At 68.9% G+C, this 22,613-nt stretch carries 22 protein-coding genes; 5 read left to right on the top strand and 17 right to left on the bottom strand.

Annotated elements, in window-relative coordinates:
- Positions 1-46: 46 nt before the first annotated feature.
- From ABZX79_RS14625 to ABZX79_RS14575, 11 genes are all read right to left on the bottom strand, one after another.
- Positions 47-1,306 (bottom strand): tyrosine-type recombinase/integrase, encoded by a 1,260-nt coding sequence (locus ABZX79_RS14625; RefSeq protein WP_355256142.1) that lies wholly within the window; start codon positions 1,304-1,306, stop codon positions 47-49.
- An 8-nt stretch (positions 1,307-1,314) separates the two neighbouring features.
- On the bottom strand, positions 1,315-1,566 hold the full coding sequence (locus tag ABZX79_RS14620; RefSeq protein ID WP_355256139.1) for an excisionase family DNA-binding protein: 252 nt from the start codon (positions 1,564-1,566) through the stop codon (positions 1,315-1,317).
- A gap of 183 nt (positions 1,567-1,749) precedes the next feature.
- The gene (locus ABZX79_RS14615) at positions 1,750-2,934 is read right to left on the bottom strand and encodes a DUF3631 domain-containing protein (protein ID WP_355256136.1); all 1,185 of its coding nucleotides are present in this window, start codon (positions 2,932-2,934) and stop codon (positions 1,750-1,752) included.
- Positions 2,935-3,280: 346 nt separating this feature from the next.
- Complete coding sequence (locus ABZX79_RS14610) at positions 3,281-4,192, bottom strand: bifunctional DNA primase/polymerase (protein WP_355256133.1); 912 nt, start codon at positions 4,190-4,192, stop codon at positions 3,281-3,283.
- Between the two features lie 84 nt (positions 4,193-4,276).
- Entirely contained in the window at positions 4,277-4,414 is a 138-nt protein-coding gene (locus tag ABZX79_RS14605; RefSeq protein WP_355256130.1) for a hypothetical protein, read from the bottom strand.
- 22 nt (positions 4,415-4,436) lie between these two features.
- Positions 4,437-4,895 (bottom strand): hypothetical protein, encoded by a 459-nt coding sequence (locus tag ABZX79_RS14600; protein WP_355256127.1) that lies wholly within the window; start codon positions 4,893-4,895, stop codon positions 4,437-4,439.
- A 203-nt stretch (positions 4,896-5,098) separates the two neighbouring features.
- Positions 5,099-7,216 (bottom strand): ATP-binding protein, encoded by a 2,118-nt coding sequence (locus ABZX79_RS14595; protein ID WP_355256124.1) that lies wholly within the window; start codon positions 7,214-7,216, stop codon positions 5,099-5,101.
- Between the two features lie 57 nt (positions 7,217-7,273).
- Positions 7,274-7,828: a hypothetical protein gene (locus ABZX79_RS14590; RefSeq protein WP_355256121.1), complete on the bottom strand. Its 555-nt coding sequence runs from the start codon at positions 7,826-7,828 to the stop codon at positions 7,274-7,276.
- 24 nt (positions 7,829-7,852) lie between these two features.
- Positions 7,853-8,239, bottom strand: coding sequence for an RRQRL motif-containing zinc-binding protein (locus ABZX79_RS14585; protein ID WP_355256118.1), 387 nt, complete (start codon positions 8,237-8,239; stop codon positions 7,853-7,855).
- Positions 8,239-9,108, bottom strand: coding sequence for a DUF2637 domain-containing protein (locus tag ABZX79_RS14580; RefSeq protein WP_355256115.1), 870 nt, complete (start codon positions 9,106-9,108; stop codon positions 8,239-8,241). Before ABZX79_RS14580 ends, ABZX79_RS14585 begins: the two co-directional genes overlap by 1 nt.
- Positions 9,105-9,368: a DUF6284 family protein gene (locus tag ABZX79_RS14575; protein ID WP_355256112.1), complete on the bottom strand. Its 264-nt coding sequence runs from the start codon at positions 9,366-9,368 to the stop codon at positions 9,105-9,107. The genes ABZX79_RS14580 and ABZX79_RS14575 overlap by 4 nt, the downstream gene beginning before the upstream one ends.
- Before the next feature lie 356 nt (positions 9,369-9,724).
- On the opposite strand from ABZX79_RS14575, the gene ABZX79_RS14570 reads away from it, so the two are divergent.
- From ABZX79_RS14570 to ABZX79_RS14560, 3 genes are all read left to right on the top strand, one after another.
- Positions 9,725-10,519, top strand: coding sequence for a GntR family transcriptional regulator (locus ABZX79_RS14570; protein WP_355256109.1), 795 nt, complete (start codon positions 9,725-9,727; stop codon positions 10,517-10,519).
- Entirely contained in the window at positions 10,516-11,184 is a 669-nt protein-coding gene (locus ABZX79_RS14565; RefSeq protein WP_355256106.1) for a YdcF family protein, read from the top strand. Before ABZX79_RS14570 ends, ABZX79_RS14565 begins: the two co-directional genes overlap by 4 nt.
- Before the next feature lie 183 nt (positions 11,185-11,367).
- Positions 11,368-11,751 carry a hypothetical protein gene (locus ABZX79_RS14560; RefSeq protein ID WP_355256104.1) on the top strand — a complete coding sequence of 128 codons (384 nt, stop codon included), beginning with the start codon at positions 11,368-11,370 and terminating at the stop codon, positions 11,749-11,751.
- A 578-nt stretch (positions 11,752-12,329) separates the two neighbouring features.
- On the opposite strand, the gene ABZX79_RS14555 is transcribed toward ABZX79_RS14560, so the two are convergent.
- The 3 genes from ABZX79_RS14555 to ABZX79_RS14545 form a co-directional block, all read right to left on the bottom strand.
- Positions 12,330-13,100: a hypothetical protein gene (locus ABZX79_RS14555; protein ID WP_355256101.1), complete on the bottom strand. Its 771-nt coding sequence runs from the start codon at positions 13,098-13,100 to the stop codon at positions 12,330-12,332.
- A 433-nt stretch (positions 13,101-13,533) separates the two neighbouring features.
- Positions 13,534-14,112 (bottom strand): hypothetical protein, encoded by a 579-nt coding sequence (locus ABZX79_RS14550; RefSeq protein ID WP_355256098.1) that lies wholly within the window; start codon positions 14,110-14,112, stop codon positions 13,534-13,536.
- A gap of 969 nt (positions 14,113-15,081) precedes the next feature.
- The gene (locus tag ABZX79_RS14545; RefSeq protein ID WP_355256095.1) at positions 15,082-16,542 is read right to left on the bottom strand and encodes a PLP-dependent aminotransferase family protein; all 1,461 of its coding nucleotides are present in this window, start codon (positions 16,540-16,542) and stop codon (positions 15,082-15,084) included.
- A gap of 53 nt (positions 16,543-16,595) precedes the next feature.
- Between ABZX79_RS14545 and ABZX79_RS14540 the strand changes: the two genes are divergently transcribed.
- Both ABZX79_RS14540 and ABZX79_RS14535 read left to right on the top strand, forming a co-directional pair.
- On the top strand, positions 16,596-18,134 hold the full coding sequence (locus ABZX79_RS14540) for a DUF885 family protein (protein WP_355256092.1): 1,539 nt from the start codon (positions 16,596-16,598) through the stop codon (positions 18,132-18,134).
- Positions 18,131-18,760 carry a LysE family translocator gene (locus tag ABZX79_RS14535; protein ID WP_355256089.1) on the top strand — a complete coding sequence of 210 codons (630 nt, stop codon included), beginning with the start codon at positions 18,131-18,133 and terminating at the stop codon, positions 18,758-18,760. Before ABZX79_RS14540 ends, ABZX79_RS14535 begins: the two co-directional genes overlap by 4 nt.
- A 129-nt stretch (positions 18,761-18,889) precedes the next feature.
- On the opposite strand, the gene aroC is transcribed toward ABZX79_RS14535, so the two are convergent.
- The 3 genes from aroC to aroA are packed head-to-tail and all read right to left on the bottom strand — an operon-like array spanning position 18,890 to position 22,550.
- Positions 18,890-20,074 carry a chorismate synthase gene (aroC, locus tag ABZX79_RS14530; protein ID WP_355256086.1) on the bottom strand — a complete coding sequence of 395 codons (1,185 nt, stop codon included), beginning with the start codon at positions 20,072-20,074 and terminating at the stop codon, positions 18,890-18,892.
- Positions 20,071-21,309 (bottom strand): FAD-dependent oxidoreductase, encoded by a 1,239-nt coding sequence (locus ABZX79_RS14525; RefSeq protein WP_355256083.1) that lies wholly within the window; start codon positions 21,307-21,309, stop codon positions 20,071-20,073. The genes aroC and ABZX79_RS14525 overlap by 4 nt, the downstream gene beginning before the upstream one ends.
- Positions 21,306-22,550 carry a 3-phosphoshikimate 1-carboxyvinyltransferase gene (gene aroA, locus ABZX79_RS14520; RefSeq protein WP_355256080.1) on the bottom strand — a complete coding sequence of 415 codons (1,245 nt, stop codon included), beginning with the start codon at positions 22,548-22,550 and terminating at the stop codon, positions 21,306-21,308. The genes ABZX79_RS14525 and aroA overlap by 4 nt, the downstream gene beginning before the upstream one ends.
- Positions 22,551-22,613: the final 63 nt, after the last annotated feature.

The following is a 22,613-nucleotide window of genomic DNA, read 5'->3' as shown; positions in this document are numbered from 1 at the left end:
GCTCACGCGGTCCGGGCCTTCTGCTTTTGCAGTCTCATCCGCAGTCTCAACGCGGCTGTTCGGGATCTTCCTCCGTCGCCTCGCCGTCGCTCTTCGCGACCTCCCAGATGAGTCCACCGACCTGCTTCGCGACGTCTTGCAGGATGCCGCCGGTCACGTGCTGGTAGCGGGCCGCCATCGCGGTGGACGACCAGCCCATGATCTGCATCACGACGCGCTCGGGGACTCCGAGGATGAGCAGCACCGTGGCGGCCGTGTGCCGGGCGTCATGCAACCGGCCGTCGCGCACCTTGGCATCCGCGAGTAACTGCTTCCACGCGTCGTAGTCGGTGCTGGGCACCAAGGGCGCCCCGACGGGCGACGTGAAGACGAATCCGGTCTCCCGCCATGCCTGCGCGGCCCGCACCCGCTCTCGCTCCTGCTCCTGCCGGTGCAGCTCCAGAAGCCGGACCAATTCGTCAGGCACCCCGATCACGCGGCGGCCGGCGCGGGACTTCGTGTTCGCCGTGTCCTCGTTCTTCCTAACGCGCTGCTTGCAGTAGCCAGGCGTGCGTCCGCACTCACCGCCGCAACCGTGCAGGTACTTCGGCCGAAGACGGTTCTTCCGAACCCGCAGGATGCCTGCCTTGAGATCCACGTCCGACCAGCGCAGTCCCAGCGCTTCCCCCTGCCGAAGACCGAGGGCGAGCGCGATGGACCAGCGGGCGCTGTTCCGGAGCTTGCTCGCTTCGGAGAGGAGCCGCTGCACCTCTTCAATGCCGTACGGCTCGACCTCTTCGTCTTCGATCCGGGGCGGTACGGCGAGCGTGGCGACGTTCCGGGTGACGTGGCCGCGTCGCATGGCGTGGTTGAGCGCCGTCCGAATGGTGCGGTGGGCCTGGTGCGCGGTGGCGGGCTTGCTGCCATTGGCCAGCATCTTCGTGTAGAAGCGCTCCAGGTGTTCCGGCTCCAGCTTGTCCAGCCGGTGAGCACCGACGCCGGGGACCAGGTGCACCCGGACAGCGACCTCGTACCCGGCGTAGGTGTTCTCCCGCACCGACGGCTTGGCAATCTCCTCCAGCCAGTGCTGGAGCCACACCTTCACCGTCCACGGCCGACCCGGCTTCCGAACCTTCCCCGCATCCCGCTGCTTCTCCAGCTCCCGAACCTTTTTGATCACCTCCCCTTCACTGACCTTGCTCATGACGTGGCGCCGGTCCGGCCGACCGTCGTCGCGGACACCGACGGTCACCCGACCGTGCCAGTAGCCGTCTTTGCCGAAGTAGATGGACGAGGCTCCATCGGGGCGCTTGGCGCGCTTTTCCATGACTCTCCTTACGCGGCCAAGGACTGGCCCTGCGGCTGCATGCGGGCGGTGAGGTAGTCGCTGAGGGCTTGCACGGGAAGGCGGCGGAGGCGACCGATGGGGACGGTTCGCACAGCTCCGTCGCGGATGAGGGCGTACATGGTGGTGCGTCCGACGCTGAGGCGGCGGGCGGCTTCCTCGACCGTGAGCGCGAGGAGCGTGGGGTCGAACTCGACTGCGCTAGGACCGGTCGCTGGTCCGGACGCTGCGGTGGTCGTCACAGGTGGACCTCCTGAACGGAGTTCGGGGCGGGGCCCCTCTGGAAAGTCCGCTACATCCGCTTCACCGCTACATCGCAGGTCAGCGGCGTGTTTTGTGTAGCGGGGCGTACGGATGTAGCGGCTGCGGCACGTTGGGGCGGATAGCCGTGGCGGTGCCGTAGCCGCTACATCTGGGGTGTGCCGCTACGCCGTCGTGCCGTCTGAGCTGGGCTGTAGCGGGTGCAGCGCTTGTAGCGGACTTTCCGGAGGGGGCGGGCAGTAGCGCTGCCATGCGTCGTGGAGGTCGACGGCGTAATAGCCCTTGAGGACCCCACCCGTGGTGCGGATGTTGCGTGAGGTGATGGGTTCGTTGTCGGCGGTCACGTAGTCGCGGAGCATCCGGGAAAGGCGGCGGGAGTCGAGCGGCTTGCCCTGGAGATCGGCCCACGGAGCGTCATCGAGAGCGTTGAGCCGGTCGACCACGGCGATGGTGGGCAGCCGGTCGACCCCGATGAGGACGTGGTCGCGCAGGTCGGTCAGCAGGCGGATACCGAGACTGCCCTTGTCGTCCCCTTGCGAGGCTTTGACGAGCTGCACACAGGCGGCGCGGGCGCGCTGGGGCCAGCCACCTCCTACGGCGTCGGCGACGGCGAGCAAGGGTTCCCACACATCGGCCGGCCGGTCGGTGACGCCTTCGGGCATCTCGGGCCAGGCTCCCTTCACCGTGTCGCGGACCTGGTCGGCCCATAAGGCGAGGCGGTCGCGCAGGGCGTTGCCTTCCTGCTCGTGGATGCCCTGCCGGAACGGCTCGACTTTCTCGTTCCGGGCGCGGCGGCGCATGCGGATGATGACAGAGCGGGTGAGGATCGTGTCGGGCAGGGAGCCGAGTCCGGCCATGGCCACGGCGCAGTAGGACGGGAAGCCCTGCACGGTCTGGTTGGAGCCGTCGCCCACGCATCGGTACATGAGTCGTCCACGGCGGTGTCCGGCGTTCAGGAAGCCCCGAAGCTGTTCGTTGTCTCCAGCCTTGGGACCGAAGACGGTGTCGATCTCGTCGAAGACGATCGTGGGCCGCTCGCCCTCGATGCCGGACACGGCCCGGAACAGTGCTGACGGTGAGGCGTCCACGGCTGCCATCCGGTTCGGCACCAGGGTTTCGACGATCTCCAGCGCGCGCGACTTCCCCGACCCTGGTTCGGGGGACAGGAAGGCGATACGGGGGGTGGAGTCGAAGGCGTCGATCAAGTGGGCGTGTGCGTCCCACAGGCTGACCGCGACGTAGGCCGCTTCGGTCGGGAAGACGTTGAAGCGGCGGTGGAAGGCTTCCACCTCGTTGAGCAGTGCCGCCCCGTCGATGGGCGTTGTGGCCTGCGGTGCGGTGCTGGTCATGCGGCGTTCCTTCCTGCGCTGGGGTTGCGGAGCGGGCACGCGTCGCGGTGGGCGGTGTGGTCCCCGACCAGGGCCAGGACCTGTCGTCGGCCGACCGCGCTGCGGTCACGACCGCATGCGCACGTCGAAGTCGCCGTGGGCACAGCGCCTTTGGGGGCCACGATGTGCAGCCACGCGACGAAGTACCGCCCATCTCCGTGCTGCGGGTCAGGACGAACAGCAATGGGGACGGCCTGACGGCCGACGACCTTCGGCGCCCTCTCTCCGTGGGCTGCCGGAGCCGGTTCGGCGGGGCTGGTGTAAGCGGTGGCGGGGAGGCATTTCAGATGGGTATCGGGGCGGGCGCTCACGTCGCCTCCCTCGGCCGGCAGTTGCGCAGCGACCAGTTCAGGACGCTGCGCAGGGTGGAGCGGCACTGGGATGCCGGGAGTCCGGCCGACTCACCGGCCATCTGAAATGCCTGCTCCACCTCCTGCCGAGTCAGGTCACCCCATCCGACGAACCGGGCCACCTTGCGGGCGCTCTCGAACAACTGGGCTTCGCGGCCACCCTCTTTGGCCGCTGCCACAAGTGCGGTCTCGCGTTTCAGGGCGGTCTCAGCGGCCCGGTTCCCGTGCTTCGGGAGGGCAAGCCGAAGCGGCTGTGCGGGACGCTCAGCGGGCTTCAGGGCATGCAGCAGCCATGCGGGCAGTGGCGCTACCGGGCGAGGGTCAGCCACGGTGTAGCTGCCACTGGGGACGATGCTGCCCGCAGCGACGACGTATCCGCCCCAGGCCCGGGTGTCGACCAGCGGTGCGAGGGCCCCAGCGGTGTTGCTGAGCCGGATACCGGGCGGGGCGGTGAAGTACAGGTGCTCTCCACCGCTCGCGGTCCGGGTGCGGTAGGTGGCGGGGACGGCCTGCCCGGCGCGCTCGCAGAGCGCCTTGAGGGTCGTCACGCCGCTAGGCGTGCCCTTACTGCCCTTGTGCTTGGGCATGTCCAGGTCCACGACCACAAGCCCGGAAGGGCCGGTGGCGATCCCGACGTTGAACGGGATGGATGCCCATGCCCGGCGGATGCGGTCGGGGTCGGTGGTGGCGCGCTGCTCCCACTTGAGGTGACCGCTCGCGCAGTCCCCGAGACGGGGGCAGTGGGCTTCACCGTGCAGAGCGGGGCGCTTATCGTCGGGGCGCAGTGGGAAGACGTGCCGCCCGCGTTCCGCCGCCTCAAGGGCGGCGTCTAAGCGGCGGGATCGCCGGATGGGGGTGGGTTGGGTCATGCTGGATGCCTCCAACAGGTCTGTTGTGGACTGGAGAACCAGGGCGGCCGTCGCTCGCCAAAGTCACGGCCGCCCTAGCCATTGCTAGGCGCAGGTGCAGTCAGGGCGTTCGCTGCTGCCGTCCGCGCCGCATCCGCAGCAGTGCGGGTAGTCGTACGGTTCGGTTCCGTCGGTGGGGTCGCACAGGTCGCAGTCGGTGCAGTCGTCGTCGTCCTCGAACATGGGCGGGGTCCTCTCGGGTTGGTCAGTGGTGGAAGTGGTTGCGCTTGATGACGGCCTTGCGGATGTTGACCGTGGTCCCGCCGTTGTCTCGTCCAGTGCCGAGGACCTGTACGACGATCCAGCCGCCGAAGATGACGGCGGCCAGGGTGATGAGCTGCTGGACGAACGCGGCCAGGGCGGCGATGAAACCGGTGAGGATCAGCAGCCCCCCGCAGGCGGCGGCGAAGCCGATGCCACCGAGCGCGATATTCACCGCCGCGCGGCTGACGGCCGGCCGCTGCTCGATCAGAGCGGGCGCGGGCGCCGGGGTGATCGCGTATCCGGTGATCACGCGGCCGTCCGGCAGGACGACGCTCTGCACCGCCGGGACGACGCCCGGCAGAGGAACGATGGGCGTCCCCGGAACCGTGGCGATGGGGGTGGGCTGGTGGATGGTCACGGCCTGTTCGGCAGGCAGGCGACCAGGCTGGTCGGCGTGCATCCGGAATCTCCTTCTCGGACGGGTCAGGGAGGCAAAGGCACCCCCTGGGGTGGGCGTATGGAGGAAGTTTCAGGGGTACTGAGCTGGGCGCTTCCCTGACTCCCTGCGAGATCGTTTGTGCAGGTCAGAGCGAGGGAGGCGGGTCAGGGAGGGGGTCAGGGAGTTCTCCCTGCCTCCCTGACCCGCCGGGGGTGCGGCTCCCTCTACTGAGTGGCGGAAGCGGAACCCTCGGTGTCGCGGTTAGTGAGGGCGCGGGCGATCCGGTCGCGGCCGACGACCATGCGCCCATCGGACTTGTACGGCTCCGCGCCCGTGCCCTCCAGGACCCGCTTGAGGTCCGCGTGAGTCCACGACCCGTAGGCGTCCTCGTTCAGCGTCGCGAGCCGCTGAAGTACGTCCTGTGTGAGCACCCGGGACGTGTTCCCGATGACGGTGGCGATGTCCGCGAGCGGGTCGCGGTCCTCGCCCCGCTCGATGACGTGGAGGGTGGTGACACCGTCGCGCATGGCCTTGGCACGGGCGGTGATCTGCGCGGCAGTCTCGGTGTCGATGTAGTGCGTGCGCACCGTGATGGACGCCTGGCCGGCGGGGATCTCGATGCCGTCGCTCGCGACGACCAAGGTCCCCTTGTCCAGTCCGGGCCGCAGCAGGTTCGGGGCGGCCCCGCCGTCCACGGCCTTGTCCCCCAGCGCCATGCGCGCCTGCGACTCCGTGCCCAGCGCGAGCGATGCGCGGGTGTGGGCGCCCTCGCGGACGAGCTTGGGAAGGTTCTGGTCCGTGGGGTCCTGGGTGCCTTGCCACAGCGTGACGTTCACCGCGCGGCCCTGGTTGTGGATCTTCCGGGTGGCCATGAAGTACCGGCTGGTGGCCTTGGACCCGCCGTACGGGCGCTTTTCGTCGTCCTGAAGCGGGCACATGAACGCCACCTGCGCCTCATCGACCAGCAGCACGAGCGGCGGGAACGCGGTGCCGGGCGGCGCCTGAAGGCGCCGTTCCATCTCGCTCACGCCGCTCTCGACCATCTCCGTCGCCTGGACGACATGGTCATCGGTCGGCCCTTGAATCAGGACAGTGGCCAGGCCGTCGAACATGGCCCAGTCGCCAGCGCCCTTGAGGTCCGCGATGCGGAACTCCACACTGCGGTCCAGCGCAAGCCACAACGCGAGAGCGCGAAGGGCGGCGGTCTTGCCTTGGTTGGATAGACCCGTGATGAGCAGGTGGCGCTGGTACAGGCTCAACGCGGCAGCATCACCGCGCAGGTCCTGCCCCCACGGGGCGCGCCCGGTCTTGTAGTTGGCGGTCAGGTCCTGGTCGGTGGTGAGCGGGGACGGGCCGATCGGCTCATCCAGGGCGCCGCTGTCCGCGATCCACAGGCGGACCGTGCGGGCCGCCTGCGGGATCGTGATGAACACCTCGTGCTCATGCCGGGCCAGGTTCTCCGCGAGCTTCCGCCGCCGGTTCTGCACCTCGTTCGTGGAGACACCGGAAGGCAGGGCGACGTCGACTTCCACGCCGCATCCGGCGATCCGGATCGGGCCCAGCATCGACGCGCCGGCGTCGCCCATCTCCTTGATCGCGTTGCGCAGCGGGGCGATGCCGAGGTTGCGCAGGGCGAGAACGACGATGGACGGCGTGATCGGCTCCCCGTCGGTGCCACGGTCGTTGGCGGGCAGTGCCCACTGGGGCGCGGCCTGCTGGTGGCGGCCGACCGCCCACAATCCGAGGAGCGCGAGGAACGGGCCGATCGTGACCAGTGGGCCCCACACGATGGTCACGATGGTGATGAGCAGGCGGACGAACTCGATGACCGCCATCAGCGGCGTGACCACGTCGGTCACCTCCTTGTTGGCGATGGCGAGCACCACCCCGAGGGCGACTAGGGCGCCGATGCCCATGCCGGTGCCGACCAGGGCGCCCTTGGCGGCGTCGACGGGGGCGGTGAGCAGGTCCATGCGGCGGCGGTGGCGCTCTTGGCGGAAGCGCTGCCCGCGCTCCTCCCACTCCGCCGCCGCCTCCATGTTCCCCGCGGCTTCAGCGGCACGGAGCAGGCGTTCGTAGCGGGATGCGGTACGGCCGTCCCAGGTGCGGCGGGCCACGATCCGACTCCCGCCGACGACGTAGAGCCCGTTACGGGCCACCGCACGGACGACGGTCTTGGTGCGCTCGTCCGTGACCGCCGTCCGGATCGCCCGCCCGGAACGCATCCACAGCGGCACAGGCGGCTTTTCTGCGGCGGGCGTTGCTACAGCCGCCACGACCAACGGCGGCATCTCAGGGGCGGAAGTGGTCTTCTCGAAGAGAGGAACGACGTTGTCGCTCATGACGGAACGACTCCTGACTGCCCCGGAACCCGGAGCGAGAGGGGGTAGTGGAGTGGGTCAGGCTGCGGCGGCGGGGACGAGACGGCGGGCGAGGTACTCGGCCCCGTACGCCTCGTTCTCCTCCTGTTTCAGGCAGCGGTCGTGCTCGCGGGACTGGCGGCGGGAGAGCCGTTCGACCCCGAGGTCGTGGCGCAGGCCGGACACAACGCGCTCGCGCACGCCCTTGCGGCTGAGCTGCATGGCGTGGACCAGCTCGTGCACGAGCGTGATCGCGAACGCGGCCTCGTTGGGGTGCTGGTCGACGTTGATGACGACCAGCACCCCGCCGTTGACAAGCGGGACCGCGCGGCCGGCCATGTCGCGGGCGGTGCGGTTCGCGGCCCGCAGCGCACGGGCCTGGACCCGCTTGTCCACGCACGCGGCCGTCTCGATCTGGGCGGCGGTGGCAACCTCAGCCATACCGCGCTCCGAGGTGAGGACGATCTGAACGTCGGGCATCCTGCCGGGCACGGCCCGCTCCACGATCGGAACGGCCTGCTCGGCAAGACGCTTCGCGGTGCGCAGGGTTGCGCGGTAGCCGAGGAGCTTGTGTGTGCTGACGGTCAGCTTCATGACGTCTCCGTTCATCGCCGCAGCTCAGGCGGCCGATTGCTGGTCGGGGAAGGCGCAGGTCACGCACATGCCGAGCGAGGTGGGGATGCAGTAACCCGCATCCGCCTGGCACTGCGGGCAGGTACGGCGGGCGGTCATCGCCTTCGCGAGCGCCGCAGCCCGGCCCGGCGTCATGGGGCGGACGGGCTTGGCCTGGTCGATGCGGTAGAGGTAGGCGACCGAGACACCGGCTTTGCGGCGGCGGGAGCGGCGCATCACCTGCGCTGCGATGACCTGCCCGCCGGGGCGCAGTCCACGGGCCCGTAACTGACGGCGGGTGGCCATTCCGTCCGGAGCGAGCTTCCAAGGGAAAGTCGGTATCCCGTACTGCGCGCCGGACGGGTCGTAGCACTTGCCGAACGCGGGGGACATCAGGCCACCGCCGCATCAGGCCCGTCGGTCCCTTGCTCACCGCGCTCCGCCTTGAGCGCGTCGCGCAGGGTGCGTCCGTTGGCGGCCGCCGTACGGACCGCCTTACGAATCCCGTCGGCCGTCAGCTCCGCATCCGACCAGTCGGCCGTAACCGACCGCGCCTCACGGAGCAGTTCGTCAGGAGTGCGCGTCGGTCGGGGCGTGCGCGCCGACGCGGGAACCCGACCCGTCGCCCGACGCGGCCGAGGTGCTTCAGCGGCGACCGCAGTAACCGCCACCGACTCGACCGGTACGGCGGACTCGACGACCAGGGCCACGTCCGCCGACTCCACAGCGGGCGACTCAGCGACCGGGGCGGGCAGCGCCGGGGCCGACTCATCCAGGCCAGAGGTAGACCGATTTACGGCGATCTCAGGGTTTTTCTCCTGATTTGTGGAGTCGGTTGGTTGGTGATGGAGGACCTTGGCCACCAGCTCGGATCCGAAGTAGATCGACCCAACCGGCAGTGAAGTGGCGAGCAGGACCAGGGCCCAGTTGGCGGGATCCCAGTCGGCCAGTCGACCCCAGTCGACCGACTCCCCGTGCAGCTCGGGTACTAGCCCGTGCACGTAGTTCAGGACCAGCGAGGCGAGCGTGTAAGCGCCCAGCACCCGCAGCGCGAACCGTCGGTCGTTGCCGACCAGCACGAGCGTGGCGATCAGAGCAAGCGCCATGAGTCCGTCGACCACGAATGGGTAGAGCGTCGCCGCGTTTTCGTCCGCACCGACCGCTTTCGCCACGTCCCGCAGCGCGTTCCAGGACACCCGAAACGCCATGCCGACCACGGCGACCAGCGCGAGCACCAGCAGCGTCTTGCCGCGCCGCTTCATGCCCCCACTCCCGAAGCGACGGCGCCGGCGTTGGTCAGGGCCCGGCGAGCGGCCAACACCCTGCGCCGCGCCCGCCGAATCCGGCGCGCGTCCAGCTCAGACAGCGGCCGGTCCAGCGTCATGATCTGCACGTCCAGCAACTCGACTTCCGCCGTGATGACGGGCATCTCCTGCTCGATCGCGTCCAGCTCCGCAGCCGACGGCTCACGGTCAAACCCAGCGGCCGTAACAACCGCCTGAACAGTGCCGATGAACTCCATGGGTCGCAGTCCTCTCAGTGGAACGGCCCGAACAGCGGCCCCGGTGTTCGAGCACCGGGGCCGCGCCGTTGCCTGTGTGGTCTTCGTGTGACGTGCAGTTCTTGTCTCCTTCGGGAGCGCGCTCCCGTTTCAGGCAGAGACGTGACCTTTCGGTCTCGTGCCCTCCGGTTGACAAGGGGTCCGGGGCCCTCAGCCCCGAAGGGCCGCATTTGCGGGGGTCCAGGCAGCCCAAAGAAGGGCCATCCGTTTCGCTGTCCTAGGACTGCGAACCGCTTGCTAAGACCATGGCGCACAGTCCCAGGACTGTCAACAGTCCTGGGACTGTGTTTGACTGGACGTGTCGAGAGGAGTTCTGCATGGCACCCAAGTGGCGAGAACTGGCGGACAGACTGGCCGACCGCATCAAGAGCGGTGAGTACGCACCGGGTCAGCAGTTGCCGCACATTCGCGATCTCGTCGAGGCTGGCGAGGGCTCCAAGTCCACGGTCCACGCGGCGTACAAGGCGCTAGAGGCGGAAGGACTCGTCACTTCCTCTCGCGGGCACGGCACAGTCGTACGGCAGCAGACGCCCATGAAGCGGCTCGGCATCGCGCGATACGACAAGGCCAAGTGGCGAGACGGCGACGAGGTGGCGTTCATCGCGGACCGTGTCGCTTCTGGTCGGGCGTACCGGCGCGGTGAGCAGACCCAAGACGTCAGCCTCATTGAGGCACCGCCGGCCGTCGCTGCTGCCCATGGGCTTCCTGCGGGTGCCGAGGTGTACGCGCGTGCGCGTCTGGTCAAGGAGGGGGAACAGCCGACGCACACCCTGACCAGCTACTACCGACCCGAGCACGTTGAGGGAACGCGACTGGTCGACCCGACTCCGGGGCCGGCTGGACGGGGCGGCGGGTACCGGGTGCTGTACGACGCGGGATACGAGATCGACCACATGAAAGAGGAGCTGCTCGCCCGTATCCCAACGGCAGAGGAAGTGAAGCTTCTCCAGTTGCCAGTTGGGGAGCCGGTTGTCGAGCTGCACCGGACGACGTACACGGCAGATGGCACTGTGGTGGAGTACGCGATCGGCGTGCACGCGGCGTCGCGCTTTGCGTGGGAGTACGACTTCAAGGTTCCTGACTCGGCAAAGGACGGAAGGGCAGCGCAGTGATCTCGGCACAGTCATGGGCGGATGCGCGGCAACTGTGGGACTTCCACCAAATGCATCATGAGCTGCGACCGTGCTCGGTAGCGGTCGGCTTGGGGAGTCACGACCTGGGCGTGGCTGACACTGCGGTGGATCTCTACAAGCGCGGCGTGATGCCGCTCATCGTTTTCACCGGGGCCACCAGCCCAACGACGCGAGAGCGCATGCCGCGCGGCGAAGCCGTTCACTACCGCGAGCGGGCGTTGGAGCTTGGAGTCCCCGGCTCTGCCGTGCTCGTTGAACCCAACGCGCGTAATACCGGCGAGAACATCCGTTTCTCGAAAGCCCTGCTCGAAGAATCCGGCGTGGACGTCTCGTCAGTCCTGCTGATCAGTAAGCCGTACGAGGAGCGCCGGGCGTACGCCACGGCCCGCAAGCTGTGGCCGGACGTCGAGATCGTGAGCGCGTCCACGCCCATGACGTTCGACGACTACGTGGATTCCATCGGTGATGCTCGCCTGGTGCTCGACATGCTCGTCGGCGCGCTACAGCGGCTGCTGATCTACCCGGATCAGGGATTCATGATCCGTCAGCCGGTGCCGGACGCTGTGGCGTCGGCGTACGAGCGGCTGTGCCATGCAGGCTTCACGAGTCGACTCGTGTCAGACGATGCGGGAACGCGTCGCTGAGACCGTGATCCTGAGGCCGCGTGGCCATCCTCCGGCCGAAGCGGCCACGCACCCGGCGCGCCAGACGCTGAACGTCCAGGTCAGAGCTGGTTCCCTATCGCCCCAAAGCAGCTCCAGCCCAAAGCCGCTCCACCGTCTATCAATTCGTCCTTCCGCACCCCTCTGATGCGACATACTGCTGCAATGCAGGACATCATCGCTGTGGCGCTCATTACTTCGGTATCAACCCTGACAGGTGGCGCCCTAACAGGTGCAATAGCACTATGGGTGAATCGCGCTCAACTCGTCTCATCACGCATTTCCGCAGATGCAGACAGGCGCGAGCAACGGACATCTCGGCATCGGGAGCTTAGGCGCGACGCCTACCTTCATTTTCTGGATCACTGGGGAAAGACAGAAGACTTGCTTGTGACACTGTGGCGCCAGCCATCCCCACCGGCCGAAATGATCGCGTCTCTGCGCAGCTACAACGAATACAGTGAAGCCGAGAAGGCTATTTACGAGTGGCGGCAGAGTATGAATCTCGTTGTCCTTGAGGGGCCCGAGGACGTCGGGATGATCGATTAGAAATCGTCGCAGCGGAAACGCGACACCTCAGTGACATCGCGGAGACCCTCAAGGCGAATCACGGGTCAAGCCAATCAATTGCCCGGATCGACCGAAACAAGAGAGACACGCAAAACAATCAAAGGTACACACTGCGCGGCAGGTTTATGAATGCGGCCATCAAAGCGGTGGGCGGAGATTTTCCGTCTGAGACCCCCGCAACCTGATCAGCACACTTGTAACCACGGACCCGAGAGCGTGGGAAAAGATCCGTAGCACGAGCGCCCTCCCGGGCCGTCCTCGGGCCGTGGAAGGGCGCTCAACGATGACCAACACCGACAACTGCCGACGACTCAGCAGCAGGTCAGAACGTTGATCGATAAGGCGGCCGCAGGTCACGGCCGCCGATGATCAGTTGTGGCTGAACTGAGCGCGGGCGGTGTGGCGACGCAGCGCGGCAGTGCCGGCAACCGTGACGGCAACGACGATGGACGGCACAGCATCGGCAAGGCCGAATCAGGGCCGCCCACCTAGGCGTGCCCGCATCTTCTAAGCTGTTGGTCGCTCAATGCGTCATGAGTCGGCATCCGGCGCCATGCTCATGGAGTTGCGGAATCAAGCGTGTGCCGCGCTGCGGTCGTGAACCGCTCGCGAATACCCTCGCGGGCTTCCTGGTTGCGCTTCAGCTCAGCCAGAATCGCAGTCGCTTGGTCAAGGAAGACAGCAAATTCGTCGTTGTTCTCGTGCGCCTGAGCGATTGCAGCGTTTGCGAGTTCCTCGGCCCGTTCGAAGGCCTGGAACATCGCGTCCGCTCCAGGAGGCACTCGAACGTCCTCGATTAGCTCCGCCGTAAGCTCTTGCATCTGTCTTGTAGCCACCTCCATGGCCTCAACAGCGCATGTCATCGCTGGTACTGTCCCGCTGGTGATGCGTTCGGCTGCCGGCCGCTGCGACTCTGCGAGTTTCATGAGTTTGGTGGCTAGGTCCACGTCGCGCCGAATGCTGACGGCGAGCTCCTCCGCTGCCTGGGCCACCTCGGCAGGTCCTAGGATGTCGATCCGCCTCGCGGGCTCTGCCATGTGGCCAGCAGCTTCCTTCAGCGGGTTGATTCCCGGAGATTCGGAGTCTCCCGGCAGACCCACGGAGTCAATGATGCGAAGGCACTCGTCCCAGGCTGCGAGAAAGCCTTCGTACGCCTGAAGTCGCTGTTGCCGAAGCCAGTGGGCCTGATCGACGTCGGCCTGATCGCGAACTTGCTGCAAAGTGACTTCCGCACTGATCAAGGCTCCCTTCTTCGCGGCCCGCGCACCAACAGCTGTGCCTGCCAGTCCGAACACCGCCGCCACCAGAGCGAGAACAAGTTCCTTCATGACTAGACATCATCGGGGCGGCGCCCGTCAGGCGGAATGGGGCGTCTGATGGACCTAGGTCCATAGCGCGCCCTCGTGCCTGGAAGCTGGGCCGTCTGTGGGCCAGTTCGCATAGTTGCTTCGGGACGAAGAGGTCGTGCCCAGCTAGGGACGGCTGTTGGCGGGGGTTTGACGCGCCAACCCGGTGGGCGGCGCGGCCAACCTCTGGCCAACCAGGCGTAGGCGGCGCACGATGAGGGGACGCTTGCACAGGTCAAGCCGCATTGGGCCGGTCAGATCCGGCCGGTCTTGAAAACCGGTGCGGCGAGACGACTCGGGCCGACGACGGCTCCCATCTTCGGTCTGCTCCGGCCCGGCGCCAACCACGCCTGGAGCCCGTGTTGATGGGTGGTGGCTGGGGCGGTCAGCTCCAGCCACAGCGGTGAGTGCGACGTTACGGCGATCCCGGCGGCCTAAGGAATCGGTCCTCGTGGATCCAGTACGTGTTGCGCAGGCGGGTGTAGTCGAAGTCACCCCCTTGTGGCGTCCGCCCAACGGTCAGGAACCTGTGTCGCTCAAGCTCTTTTCTGCCCAGAGTCCAGGTGTTGTGGGAGACGCCGTAGGCTTCGCGCCTCTCCGTTGGGATGTACCTGGGATGGGCGTATCCACCCTGAGACTCAAGGAGCATAAACAGCAGCGCGATGGCGGTCGCCCCTAGCTCCAAGATCCAGCCCCGGCTCCAGAAGTCGATCGGGATGCCGATGTATCGGCCCTGCTTGCTGGCCCGCTGGTACGGGGCCCCCTCTTCGTCGAGCGAGCGCATTTGGATAATCGGCGTGTTCCCCCGCCGGGGCTTCAGTTCGATGAACTTGTTCCCAGCCAGCCACTTGAGGTTGCTGGTCACCCGGCGGGGTCCGGTGTCTGGAGGTAGCGCGAGCATGCGGGCCCACAGTTGTGGTGTGGGAGGCCTCCGAATGTCGTGTGGCTCCGCCGTGGCCATCATCGTTATGCACAAGTAGAGCTTGAGCCGCACTTCTCCGCCGCGGCCTCCTTGGATCAGCCGGGCGAGTGGAGGAGTGGATCCCGTCTCGGTGGGCCTCACGAAGGCCAAGGGGAAGGACACATTGGTGCGCCTTGCTGCGTTGGTCACCGCCTTGTCCAGCAAGGTGATGGCGGCGGGACAGAGAGGGTTCGGCAAACTCGTTGACCTTTGTGAAGGAGAGACAGGCGGTACAGGGGTACCAGGGGTTCACGGTGTACTAGTAGTTCTCTTCCTTTCCTCCAAGGAGGGTTGAGGCCCCCTACGCAACGGCCATATCACTACTCCACATCAGTAGAGCATGTCCAGCACATAGGCGTTGGAACTCCTTCAGTAGCGTCCATAAGCTCCTTTGACCTGCGCTTTTACCTCTGACACCTTCAGGTTGCGGCCCTGAGGGGGGCGTTGGTGAGCATGGCGATCCTGGCGCGGTAGGCGCTGGGAGAGGAGGGCAAGTGGGCACAACTACCGCTTCACAGCGCGGTGTATGGCTGGCGATCATTCTGCTGGGCGGCGTGTGCGCGGCAGTTGCTTCGGGAGTGCTGTTCCACGCGCTTGGCGCCGAGGCAACTGTCTCTTTGGTTGTAGGGGGAGGAGCCTTCGTTGGGGTGGCGACGCTAGGCCTGGCGGCTCATCGATTCGTGACGGAGTGACCTGGCATAGCCCAGCGAGCCCGCCGTACTTTGCTGGCGGTTGAGACTGTTGCTCAGTCTCAACAGCAGTCTCATCCGCGGAAGTTCGCCCGCGTTCACGGCCGTGCCGGCCGAGGACGACGCGTGGGATGTGAACGTGCCTGAACTACCCGGAACGTGCACCAGCAGAGTTGGAAAGCGTGTTGGGGGCAACCCCTCACGAGTTCGAATCTCGTATCCTCCGCACTCGCCCGCCAGGGCAGACGAAGGCCCCGACCGGTTCGCCGGTCGGGGCCTTCGTCGTTCCCTGGTGTCGGTTTTGGTCGCAGCCTCAGCGGCCACTGCTCCGAGGCAGTGCGGCCCAGGCCGCCGAGAGGCGGCCGACCAGTTCTGCCGAGGTCTCCGGGGCGAAGGAGTAGGGGAGGCGGAGGTAGTTGTCGTGGGTGCCGGTCGGATCCATCGTGGCACCCGGGATGACCTCCGCGCCGTGGCGCAGTGCCAGCTGCGCGTAGATCTGGGCCTCCGTGCCTGGCGGCAGCCGGATCCACAGCACCGAGCCTCCCTGCGGTTCCTGCCACCGCCAGTCCGGAAGCCGCTCGGCCAGCAGCCGGGTCATGGTCGCAAGCCGCTCACGGAGGATGCGGTCCCGCTCGGGTGCGAGGGTCGGGAGCGCGGGGAGCAGCCGGGCGGCGAGGGCCTGGTCGAGGATGGGGCTGCCGAGGTCGTTGAGCGCCTTGAGCCGGGCCAGGCGTGCCACGGCGTCCTGCGGCGCGCGGATCCAGCCGATCCGCAGACCACCCCATACGGCCTTGGCCAGCGAACCCACCGTCAGTACGGTTCCTCCGGCTCGGTTCGTGGCGATCGGCGGCGGAGCCTGCCCGGGGGCGAGAGACGCCGCGTGGGCGCTGTCCTCCAGGATGGTGACGCCGTGTTCGGCGGCGAGCTCGGCCACCCGGCGACGGCGTCCGGCGGACATCAGGGTGCCGGTGGGGTTGTGGTAGGTCGGCATGACGTAGAGCAGCGCGGGCTGATGTTCGGCGAGTGCGGCGGCGAGCCGGTCGATCCGGATGCCGTCGGAGTCGAGTTCGACGCCGACCAGCCGTGAGCCGGCCGCTCTGAGGACGTCCAGGCAGCCCGGCCACCCGGGGGATTCCACGATGGTGGTGGACCCGCGTCCGAGGTACAGCTGGGCACTCAGGGCGACGGCCTGCGTGGCACCGGTGGTCACCACCACCTGGTCGGGCGTGGTCGGCAGCCCGTGCGCGGTGTGGTGGGCGGCGATCGCCGCCCGCAGCGCGGGTAGCCCGGCCGGGTGGTAGCCCGCGTCACGGATCAGCCCGGGCAGGTCCTCACGGACAAGGTCGAGCAGCGCCCGGGCCAGATCCGGACCTCCGGCCTCGGCCGCCTGCCCCAAGGAGATGAGGTTCGGCGGCTGTGCCACCAGCCGTTGGATCACCGCGGTGGCCTGGCCGCCGTGCACCCGCCCATCCGGCGTAACCCGGTGGACGACGGCTCCTCCCGACACCCGCGTGCCGCTGCCCCGGCGGGTCTCGACCAGGCCCGACCCGCGCAGTGCGTCGTAGACGGCGACCACCGTCGCCCGGCTGACCGAGAGCGCGTCGGCGAGCCGCCGCTCGGACGGAAGGCGGTCACCTGGGCGCAGGTCCCCGGACCGTACGGCTCGGACGAACGCATCGGTAAGACGCCGATACAGCGGGCCCTCGGCCGAACTCCAGTCGCCCAGCAGGTCGATCAGCCCGGTCGGCTCGGACGTCTCACGATTCCGGTCCACTTTCCCCTCCATTGGCACGGAAGTACGAGCCGCCGCCGACAGAGGCTAACGGCATGACATCCACCTCAGCCCTTGACCCCCGGCTGGCAGCCATCTGCGACCTGTCCGTCTTCGCCGCGCGAGACGGCGCAGGGCGGCACGAGTACGACGGAACCGTCCAGGACCTGTCCCCGGACGGAGTGCGACGCGGCCTCGCCGCCCTCGGCGGCCCCGCCGGTACCGAGTCCTACCCGGACGCGCACGACGAGGCGCACGCGGCGGCCGCGGAGGAAGCCCTCCGGGTCCGCTTCGGCGAGCTCGAACTGCACAGGAGCAACCCCCTGTGGCACATCGAGAACCTGGACCTGTCCGGCTACGACCGCCCCTACGCGCCCCAGCCCGAGCGGGACGCCGCCCGGTCGGCCCAGTTGCGCCGTTGGCCGGACGCCGTGGACGCGGCGATCGAGGCACTGGACAGCGTGCCCGCGGCGCTGGCGGATGCCACGCTGCCGCTCGCCCGTGGACTGGCCGCCTTTCTCGACCCCGTGGGCGGCCCCGTCCACGCCGCCGCCGGCCGGGCTCACGCCCGGCTCCTGACCCACCTGGAGCGAGCCGCCTGCGAAGGCCCGCCGTCAGCCGCGCTCGGCGGCCCCGCACTCGCCCGGCTCCTCGGCGCGGCCGAGGCCTGCACCGTGGACCTCACCGCGATGACCGCCAGGGTGGACGCGGAACGGGACCGTCTGCGTGCGCTGCTCGACGAGTCGCTGCGCCGCATCGACCCCAAGGCCGCGCCTGCCGACACCGTACGGGCCCTCCAGGCCGACCACCCCGACGCCGACGGCCTGCTGAAAGAGTTCGCGGCGCTCGTCGACGAGACGGTCGCCTGGACCGCCCGGCACGATCTGGTGCCCCACCACGATGTCGAAGTGGACGTCCAGCCGATGCCCGAATCCCAGCGCCGAGCGCTGGCCGGCCTCTTCGCGTCCGCGCCGCACGAGGCCGACGCACCCAGCAGCTTCCGCGTCACCCTCCCGGACGGCAGCTGGAACGGGGCCGAGAGCGACCAGTGGCTGTCGACCGGCTTCAACCGGACCCTGATGCCCAACATGGCCATCCACGAGGTGGCACCCGGGCACGCCAGCCACGGCAGGGCGCTGCGCCGGGCGACGACCGACGTCCGCCGCACGCTCCACTCCGAGGCCTTCATCGAGGGCTGGGCCCACTACTGCGAGGAGCTGGCCCTGGAACAGGGCTTCCGCGACGGCGACCCACGCGTCGCCGTCGCCGTCGCCCAGGACGCGCTGCGCAGGGTCACCCGCTTCGCCTGCGCCATCGGACTCCACACCGGAACCATGACCCTCTCGGACGCGGCGGCGCGGTTCACCGAGGACGTCTCGCTGGCCGGTCCCGCAGCCCTGCACGAGGCCGAGCGCGGGCTGTTCGACCCCACCTACGGCCGTTACACCTGGGGCAAGTTCGCCATCCTCGACCTTCGAGAGCAGGCCGAGGCACGCTGGGGCGGTGCCTTCTCGCTCCGCCGATTCCACAGTGCCCTGTTCGACCTCGGCGCCCCGCCCCTCGGCCTGCTGCACACGGCACTGGAACGCGGATGACCTCACTCGCCGCCTTCGTCCTGGCCTCACTGGTCCTGGTCGCCGTGCCCGGACCCAACCTGATCTACATCGTCACGCGCGGCGTGCAGGACGGACGGCGGGCCGGCATCGTCTCGGCCCTCGGCGTGGAGACCGGCACGCTCCTCCACGTCATCGCCGCCGTCTGCGGACTGGCAGCGCTCATCGCCGACCACCCGCTCGCCTTCACCGTCCTGCGCTACGCGGGCGCCGGCTACCTCACATACCTGGGCGTACGTGCGCTGCTCCACCGTCCGCCCCCCGCCGTCGGCGCCGCAGACGCCACCGGCCGTCCTGCTCAACGCCGGTTGCTCCGGCTCTACTGCGACGCCGTCCTCGTGAACCTGTTCAATCCCAAGGTCGTCCTCTTCTTCCTGGCCTTCCTCCCGCAGTTCCTGCCCACCGGCCTGTCTCCGTCGGACGCCCGGTCGCACATGCTCATACTCGGCGCGGTCTTCCTGTCCATCGCCCTCGCGCTGGACCTCTGTTACGCCCTCATCGGCGCAGCACTCACCGGCCGACTCCGCGGGACACCGCGCCGCGCCCGCCACCTGTCCTACTTCACCGGTGGCATCTACCTTGGCCTGGCCGCGCTGGTGTTCATCTGAAGCCGCATGGCCGGCGCCATGGACTCATGTCGCGTCACAGCCGACGGACGGCCGTACGAACATGTGGAAAGCCGTGTTGGGGCCTTCGTCGTTGCGTGGGAGGCCTCGGGCTGGGGGATTGCGGCGCGGTCAGTGGATGGGGAGGTTGGCCAGGTAGGAGTGGACGTTGCGGCGGGTCTCGGGTGCGCTGTCGCCGGCGAACTTCTCCGCTACGGCGTCCGCCAGGACGAGGGCGACCATCGCCTCGGCGACGATCCCGGCGGCCGGGACCGCGCACACGTCGGAGCGCTGGTGGTGTGCCCGCGCCGCCTCTCCCGTGCTGACGTCGACCGTCGCCAGGGCGCGTGGCACGGTCGCGATCGGCTTCATCGCGGCCCGTACGCGCAAAGTCTCACCGGTGGACATGCCGCCCTCGGTGCCGCCGGAGCGGTCGGACGAACGCCGGATGCCCCTGGCGGTCGGCACGATCTCGTCGTGTGCCTTCGAGCCGGGTACGCGGGCGAGCTCGAAGCCGTCGCCGACCTCGACGCCCTTGATGGCCTGGATGCCCATGAGCGCGGCCGCGAGCCGGGCGTCGAGACGGCGGTCCCAGTGGACGTGCGAGCCCAGGCCGACCGGCACTCCGCAGGCGAGGACCTCCACCACGCCGCCCAAGGTGTCGCCGTCCCTGTGCGCCTGGTCGATCTCCGCGACCATCGCCTTCGACGCGTCCGCGTCCAGGCAGCGCACCGGGTCCTCGTCCAGCCTCGCCTCGTCGGCGGGGGTGGGGCGGACACCATAGGGGGCCTTGGCGGCGCCGAGCTCGACGACGTGCGAGACGATCTCGATGCCGGTCGTCTCCTTGAGGTACGAGCGCGCCACCGCACCCAGCGCCACGCGGGCCGCCGTCTCACGGGCGCTCGCCCGCTCCAGGACCGGACGGGCCTCGTCCAGGGCGTACTTCTGCATTCCCGCCAGGTCGGCGTGACCGGGACGGGGCCGGGTCAGCGGCGCGTTGCGGGCCACCTGCGCGAGCTCGGCCGGGTCCACCGGGTCGGCCGCCATGACCTGCTCCCACTTCGGCCACTCGGTGTTGCCGACCATGATGGCGACAGGCGAACCCATCGTGCGGCCGTGCCGCACGCCGCCGAGGAACGTGACCTCGTCCCGCTCGAACTTCATCCGCGCGCCGCGGCCATGGCCCAGCCGCCGCCGGGCCAGTTGGTCCGCCACCATCGCCGTGGTGACCGGCACACCGGCCACCAGGCCCTCCAGCGTCGCCACCAGGGCGGGTCCGTGCGACTCCCCCGCCGTCAGCCAGCGCAGCCTGCTCAATTTCCTGCTCCCTCGGTGGAGTTGGTGGAGTCGGTGAAGTCGCGTTTTCCGTGTAGCCAGGCGACTCTGTCGTGCAGCTCGTCCGCCGTCAGCGCCGTCAGCATCGCGTCCCGTTCCGCGGCCGCCTCGCCCGCCGGGTGCAGGAGCCGCGTGCCCAGCTCGCGTGCCACCAGTTGGGTTCTGGCCGTACGGGCCCGCCGCACGGCGTTGTACTTTTCCAGGCGCTGTGCCATGTCCCGCCCGTCGCAGTCGAGCAGTTCACCGAGTGCGGCGGCGTCTTCCAAGGTCATGGATACGCCTTGGACCGCGTACGGGAGCATCGGATGCGCGGCGTTGCCCAGCAGCGCGACCCGGCCGTCGGTCCAGCCCGCCACGGGGTCGCGGTCGCAGAGAACCCACGTGCGCCACTCCTGCCCCAGCTCCAACAGCCTTCGTACGGACTCGGCCGGCGCGGGGAACTCGCCCAGGACGTGAGGCTGGTCAAGGGGCAGTCCGACCAGGGCCTCCTGCGCGCCGTGGTCCCGGGTGGCGCCCAGGTTCAGATACCGGGTGCCGTCGGCCGCGCGGTGGATGAAGTGGACTATGTGACGGCCCGGGCCCACCCAGGCCGTGACGCTGCCGGGCGACAGATCGGGCGGAAGGCGATCGTCCGCAATGTCCGCCAGCGGGACCACCGAGTGGTAGATGGTGTGGCCTGATGCCCGGGGGCCGCCGTCGCCGACGAGTTGGCGCCGGACGGCGGAGCGGATGCCGTCGGCGGCGATCAGTGCGGAGCCCGTGAAGCGCCGCCCCGTGTCGGTGACCGCGGTGACGCGATCCGCGGTCTGGTCGTACCAGGTGACCGACTGCCCCGGGACCAGCTCGATCCCGCCTGCCGCGCGGCAGGCGTCAAGCAGTACGGAGTGCAGCTCGCCGCGGTGCAGGACCGCGTACCCGTTCCCGAAACGCTCCTCGTAGCGGCCCTTCAGGGGCATGCCGGCGATCCGCTCACCTGTCGTGGCGTCCATGAGACGCAGCTCGTCGACGAAGACGGCCCGTTCGCGCACCGCCCCGTCCACTCCGATCCGTTCGAGCGCGTGGAAGGCGTTGGGTGACAGTTGCGTGCCCGCGCCGGGCTCGGCGAAATCGTTCCGTCGCTCCAGCACGGTCACCCGATTCCCCCTGGCGGCGACACTCAGCGCCGTCGCCAGGCCGCCGATTCCCGCGCCGACGACCAGAATCCGGCCGGCGCTCACGTCAGGACCTCCTGGGGGAAGAGCCGGGCCAACTCGGCGTGGAATCCGGGGAATGTCTTGCCCACACACGCCGGATCGTCGAGGTCGAGGCCCGGAGCCCGCAGCCCCAGCACCGAGAACGCCATCGCGATCCGGTGGTCCCGGTGGCAGGCGATCCGGGCCGGCCGGACCGGCCTCGGATGCACCGTGATCCAGTCCCGGCCCGACCGGGTCGCCACCCCGCACGCGGCCAGGTTCCCCGCGACAGCGGCGATACGGTCCGACTCCTTCAGCCGTGCGTGCCCGATACCCCGGATGGTGATCGGCGCGTCGGCGAGCGGCGCGATCGCGGCCAGCGTCATGAACGTGTCCGAGATCGTGCCCATGTCGACGTCGAAGCCGCCGCGCAGGAGACCCGTTCCGGTGACCGTCGTCGAGTCCGCGCCGATCTCCACCCGCGCGCCCGCCCTGCGGAGCGTCTCGACGAATCCGAGGTCTCCCTGGAGGCTGTCGCGGCCGAGTCCCGGCACGGTGACCGTGCGTCCGGTGACGGCCGCGGCCGCGAAGAAGTACGACGCGGTGGAGGCGTCCGGCTCGATCACCAGGTCGGTGGCGGTGTAGCCGCCACCCGCGATCGTGATGACGCCGGGCGCCTGTTCGTCGACGCGCGCCCCGAAGCGGCGCATCAGCGCGAGGGTCATGTCGATGTACGGCCGGCTGACCAGGTCTCGTACGGTCACGGTCAGCGGTTCGGCCAGCAGGGGCGCCGCCATCAGCAGGCCGCTGAGGAACTGGCTGCTCAGGCCGCCGTCCACAGCCAGTTCACCGCCGCGCAGGCCGTCGGCGTCCACCCGCAGCGGCAGCCCGCCAGACCCTTCGACGGTCACCTTCGCCCCGAGGCCCGTCAGCGCGTCGGCCAGCGGGCGCAGCGGGCGGGCCCGCAGCTGCGCGGAGCCGTCGAAGACGTAGGTGCCCCGGCCCGTCGCGACGAACGGGGGCAGGAATCGGGCCGCCGTCCCGGCGTCGGCGCACCAGACGCGCGCTCCGGCGGTCGGGCCGCGGCCCGTCCCGGTGACGTCCCAGGAGCCCGAGTCCTCCACCCGTACGCCCAGAGCCTTCAGCGCGTCCCGGAAAGCCACCGTGTCGTCGCTGACCAGCGGGTCCCGCAGCCTGCTGGTGCCCGGCGCGGCCGCGGCCAGCAGCAGGGCCCGGTTCGTGATGCTCTTGGAGCCCGGGACGCGGGCCGTGAGCGGGGCGCTCATCGGGCGTACCCCCGCTCCAACTCGAAGGCGGTGGTGGTGGGGCTCGGCTGGGTGTTCACCGGA

Origin of the sequence: Streptomyces sp. NPDC002994 (assembly GCF_040611155.1) — a bacterium.
In the GTDB taxonomy this organism is placed as follows: domain Bacteria; phylum Actinomycetota; class Actinomycetes; order Streptomycetales; family Streptomycetaceae; genus Streptomyces.
The sequence above is the reverse complement of the archived record's forward strand: the minus strand, read 5'-3'. Positions and strand labels throughout refer to the sequence as shown.

Excerpts from the sequence above, each read along its gene's own strand:
- ABZX79_RS14625 (WP_355256142.1), bottom strand. The coding sequence starts at position 1,306 with ATGGAAAAGCGCGCCAAGCGCCCCGATGGAGCCTCGTCCATCTACTTC.
- ABZX79_RS14615 (WP_355256136.1), bottom strand. The coding sequence starts at position 2,934 with ATGACCAGCACCGCACCGCAGGCCACAACGCCCATCGACGGGGCGGCA.
- ABZX79_RS14610 (WP_355256133.1), bottom strand. The coding sequence starts at position 4,192 with ATGACCCAACCCACCCCCATCCGGCGATCCCGCCGCTTAGACGCCGCC.
- ABZX79_RS14605 (WP_355256130.1), bottom strand. The coding sequence starts at position 4,414 with ATGTTCGAGGACGACGACGACTGCACCGACTGCGACCTGTGCGACCCC.
- ABZX79_RS14600 (WP_355256127.1), bottom strand. The coding sequence starts at position 4,895 with ATGCACGCCGACCAGCCTGGTCGCCTGCCTGCCGAACAGGCCGTGACC.
- ABZX79_RS14595 (WP_355256124.1), bottom strand. The coding sequence starts at position 7,216 with ATGAGCGACAACGTCGTTCCTCTCTTCGAGAAGACCACTTCCGCCCCT.
- ABZX79_RS14590 (WP_355256121.1), bottom strand. The coding sequence starts at position 7,828 with ATGAAGCTGACCGTCAGCACACACAAGCTCCTCGGCTACCGCGCAACC.
- ABZX79_RS14585 (WP_355256118.1), bottom strand. The coding sequence starts at position 8,239 with ATGTCCCCCGCGTTCGGCAAGTGCTACGACCCGTCCGGCGCGCAGTAC.
- ABZX79_RS14580 (WP_355256115.1), bottom strand. The coding sequence starts at position 9,108 with ATGAAGCGGCGCGGCAAGACGCTGCTGGTGCTCGCGCTGGTCGCCGTG.
- ABZX79_RS14575 (WP_355256112.1), bottom strand. The coding sequence starts at position 9,368 with ATGGAGTTCATCGGCACTGTTCAGGCGGTTGTTACGGCCGCTGGGTTT.
- ABZX79_RS14570 (WP_355256109.1), top strand. The coding sequence starts at position 9,725 with ATGGCACCCAAGTGGCGAGAACTGGCGGACAGACTGGCCGACCGCATC.
- ABZX79_RS14560 (WP_355256104.1), top strand. The coding sequence starts at position 11,368 with ATGCAGGACATCATCGCTGTGGCGCTCATTACTTCGGTATCAACCCTG.
- ABZX79_RS14555 (WP_355256101.1), bottom strand. The coding sequence starts at position 13,100 with ATGAAGGAACTTGTTCTCGCTCTGGTGGCGGCGGTGTTCGGACTGGCA.
- ABZX79_RS14540 (WP_355256092.1), top strand. The coding sequence starts at position 16,596 with ATGACATCCACCTCAGCCCTTGACCCCCGGCTGGCAGCCATCTGCGAC.
- ABZX79_RS14535 (WP_355256089.1), top strand. The coding sequence starts at position 18,131 with ATGACCTCACTCGCCGCCTTCGTCCTGGCCTCACTGGTCCTGGTCGCC.
- aroA (WP_355256080.1), bottom strand. The coding sequence starts at position 22,550 with ATGAGCGCCCCGCTCACGGCCCGCGTCCCGGGCTCCAAGAGCATCACG.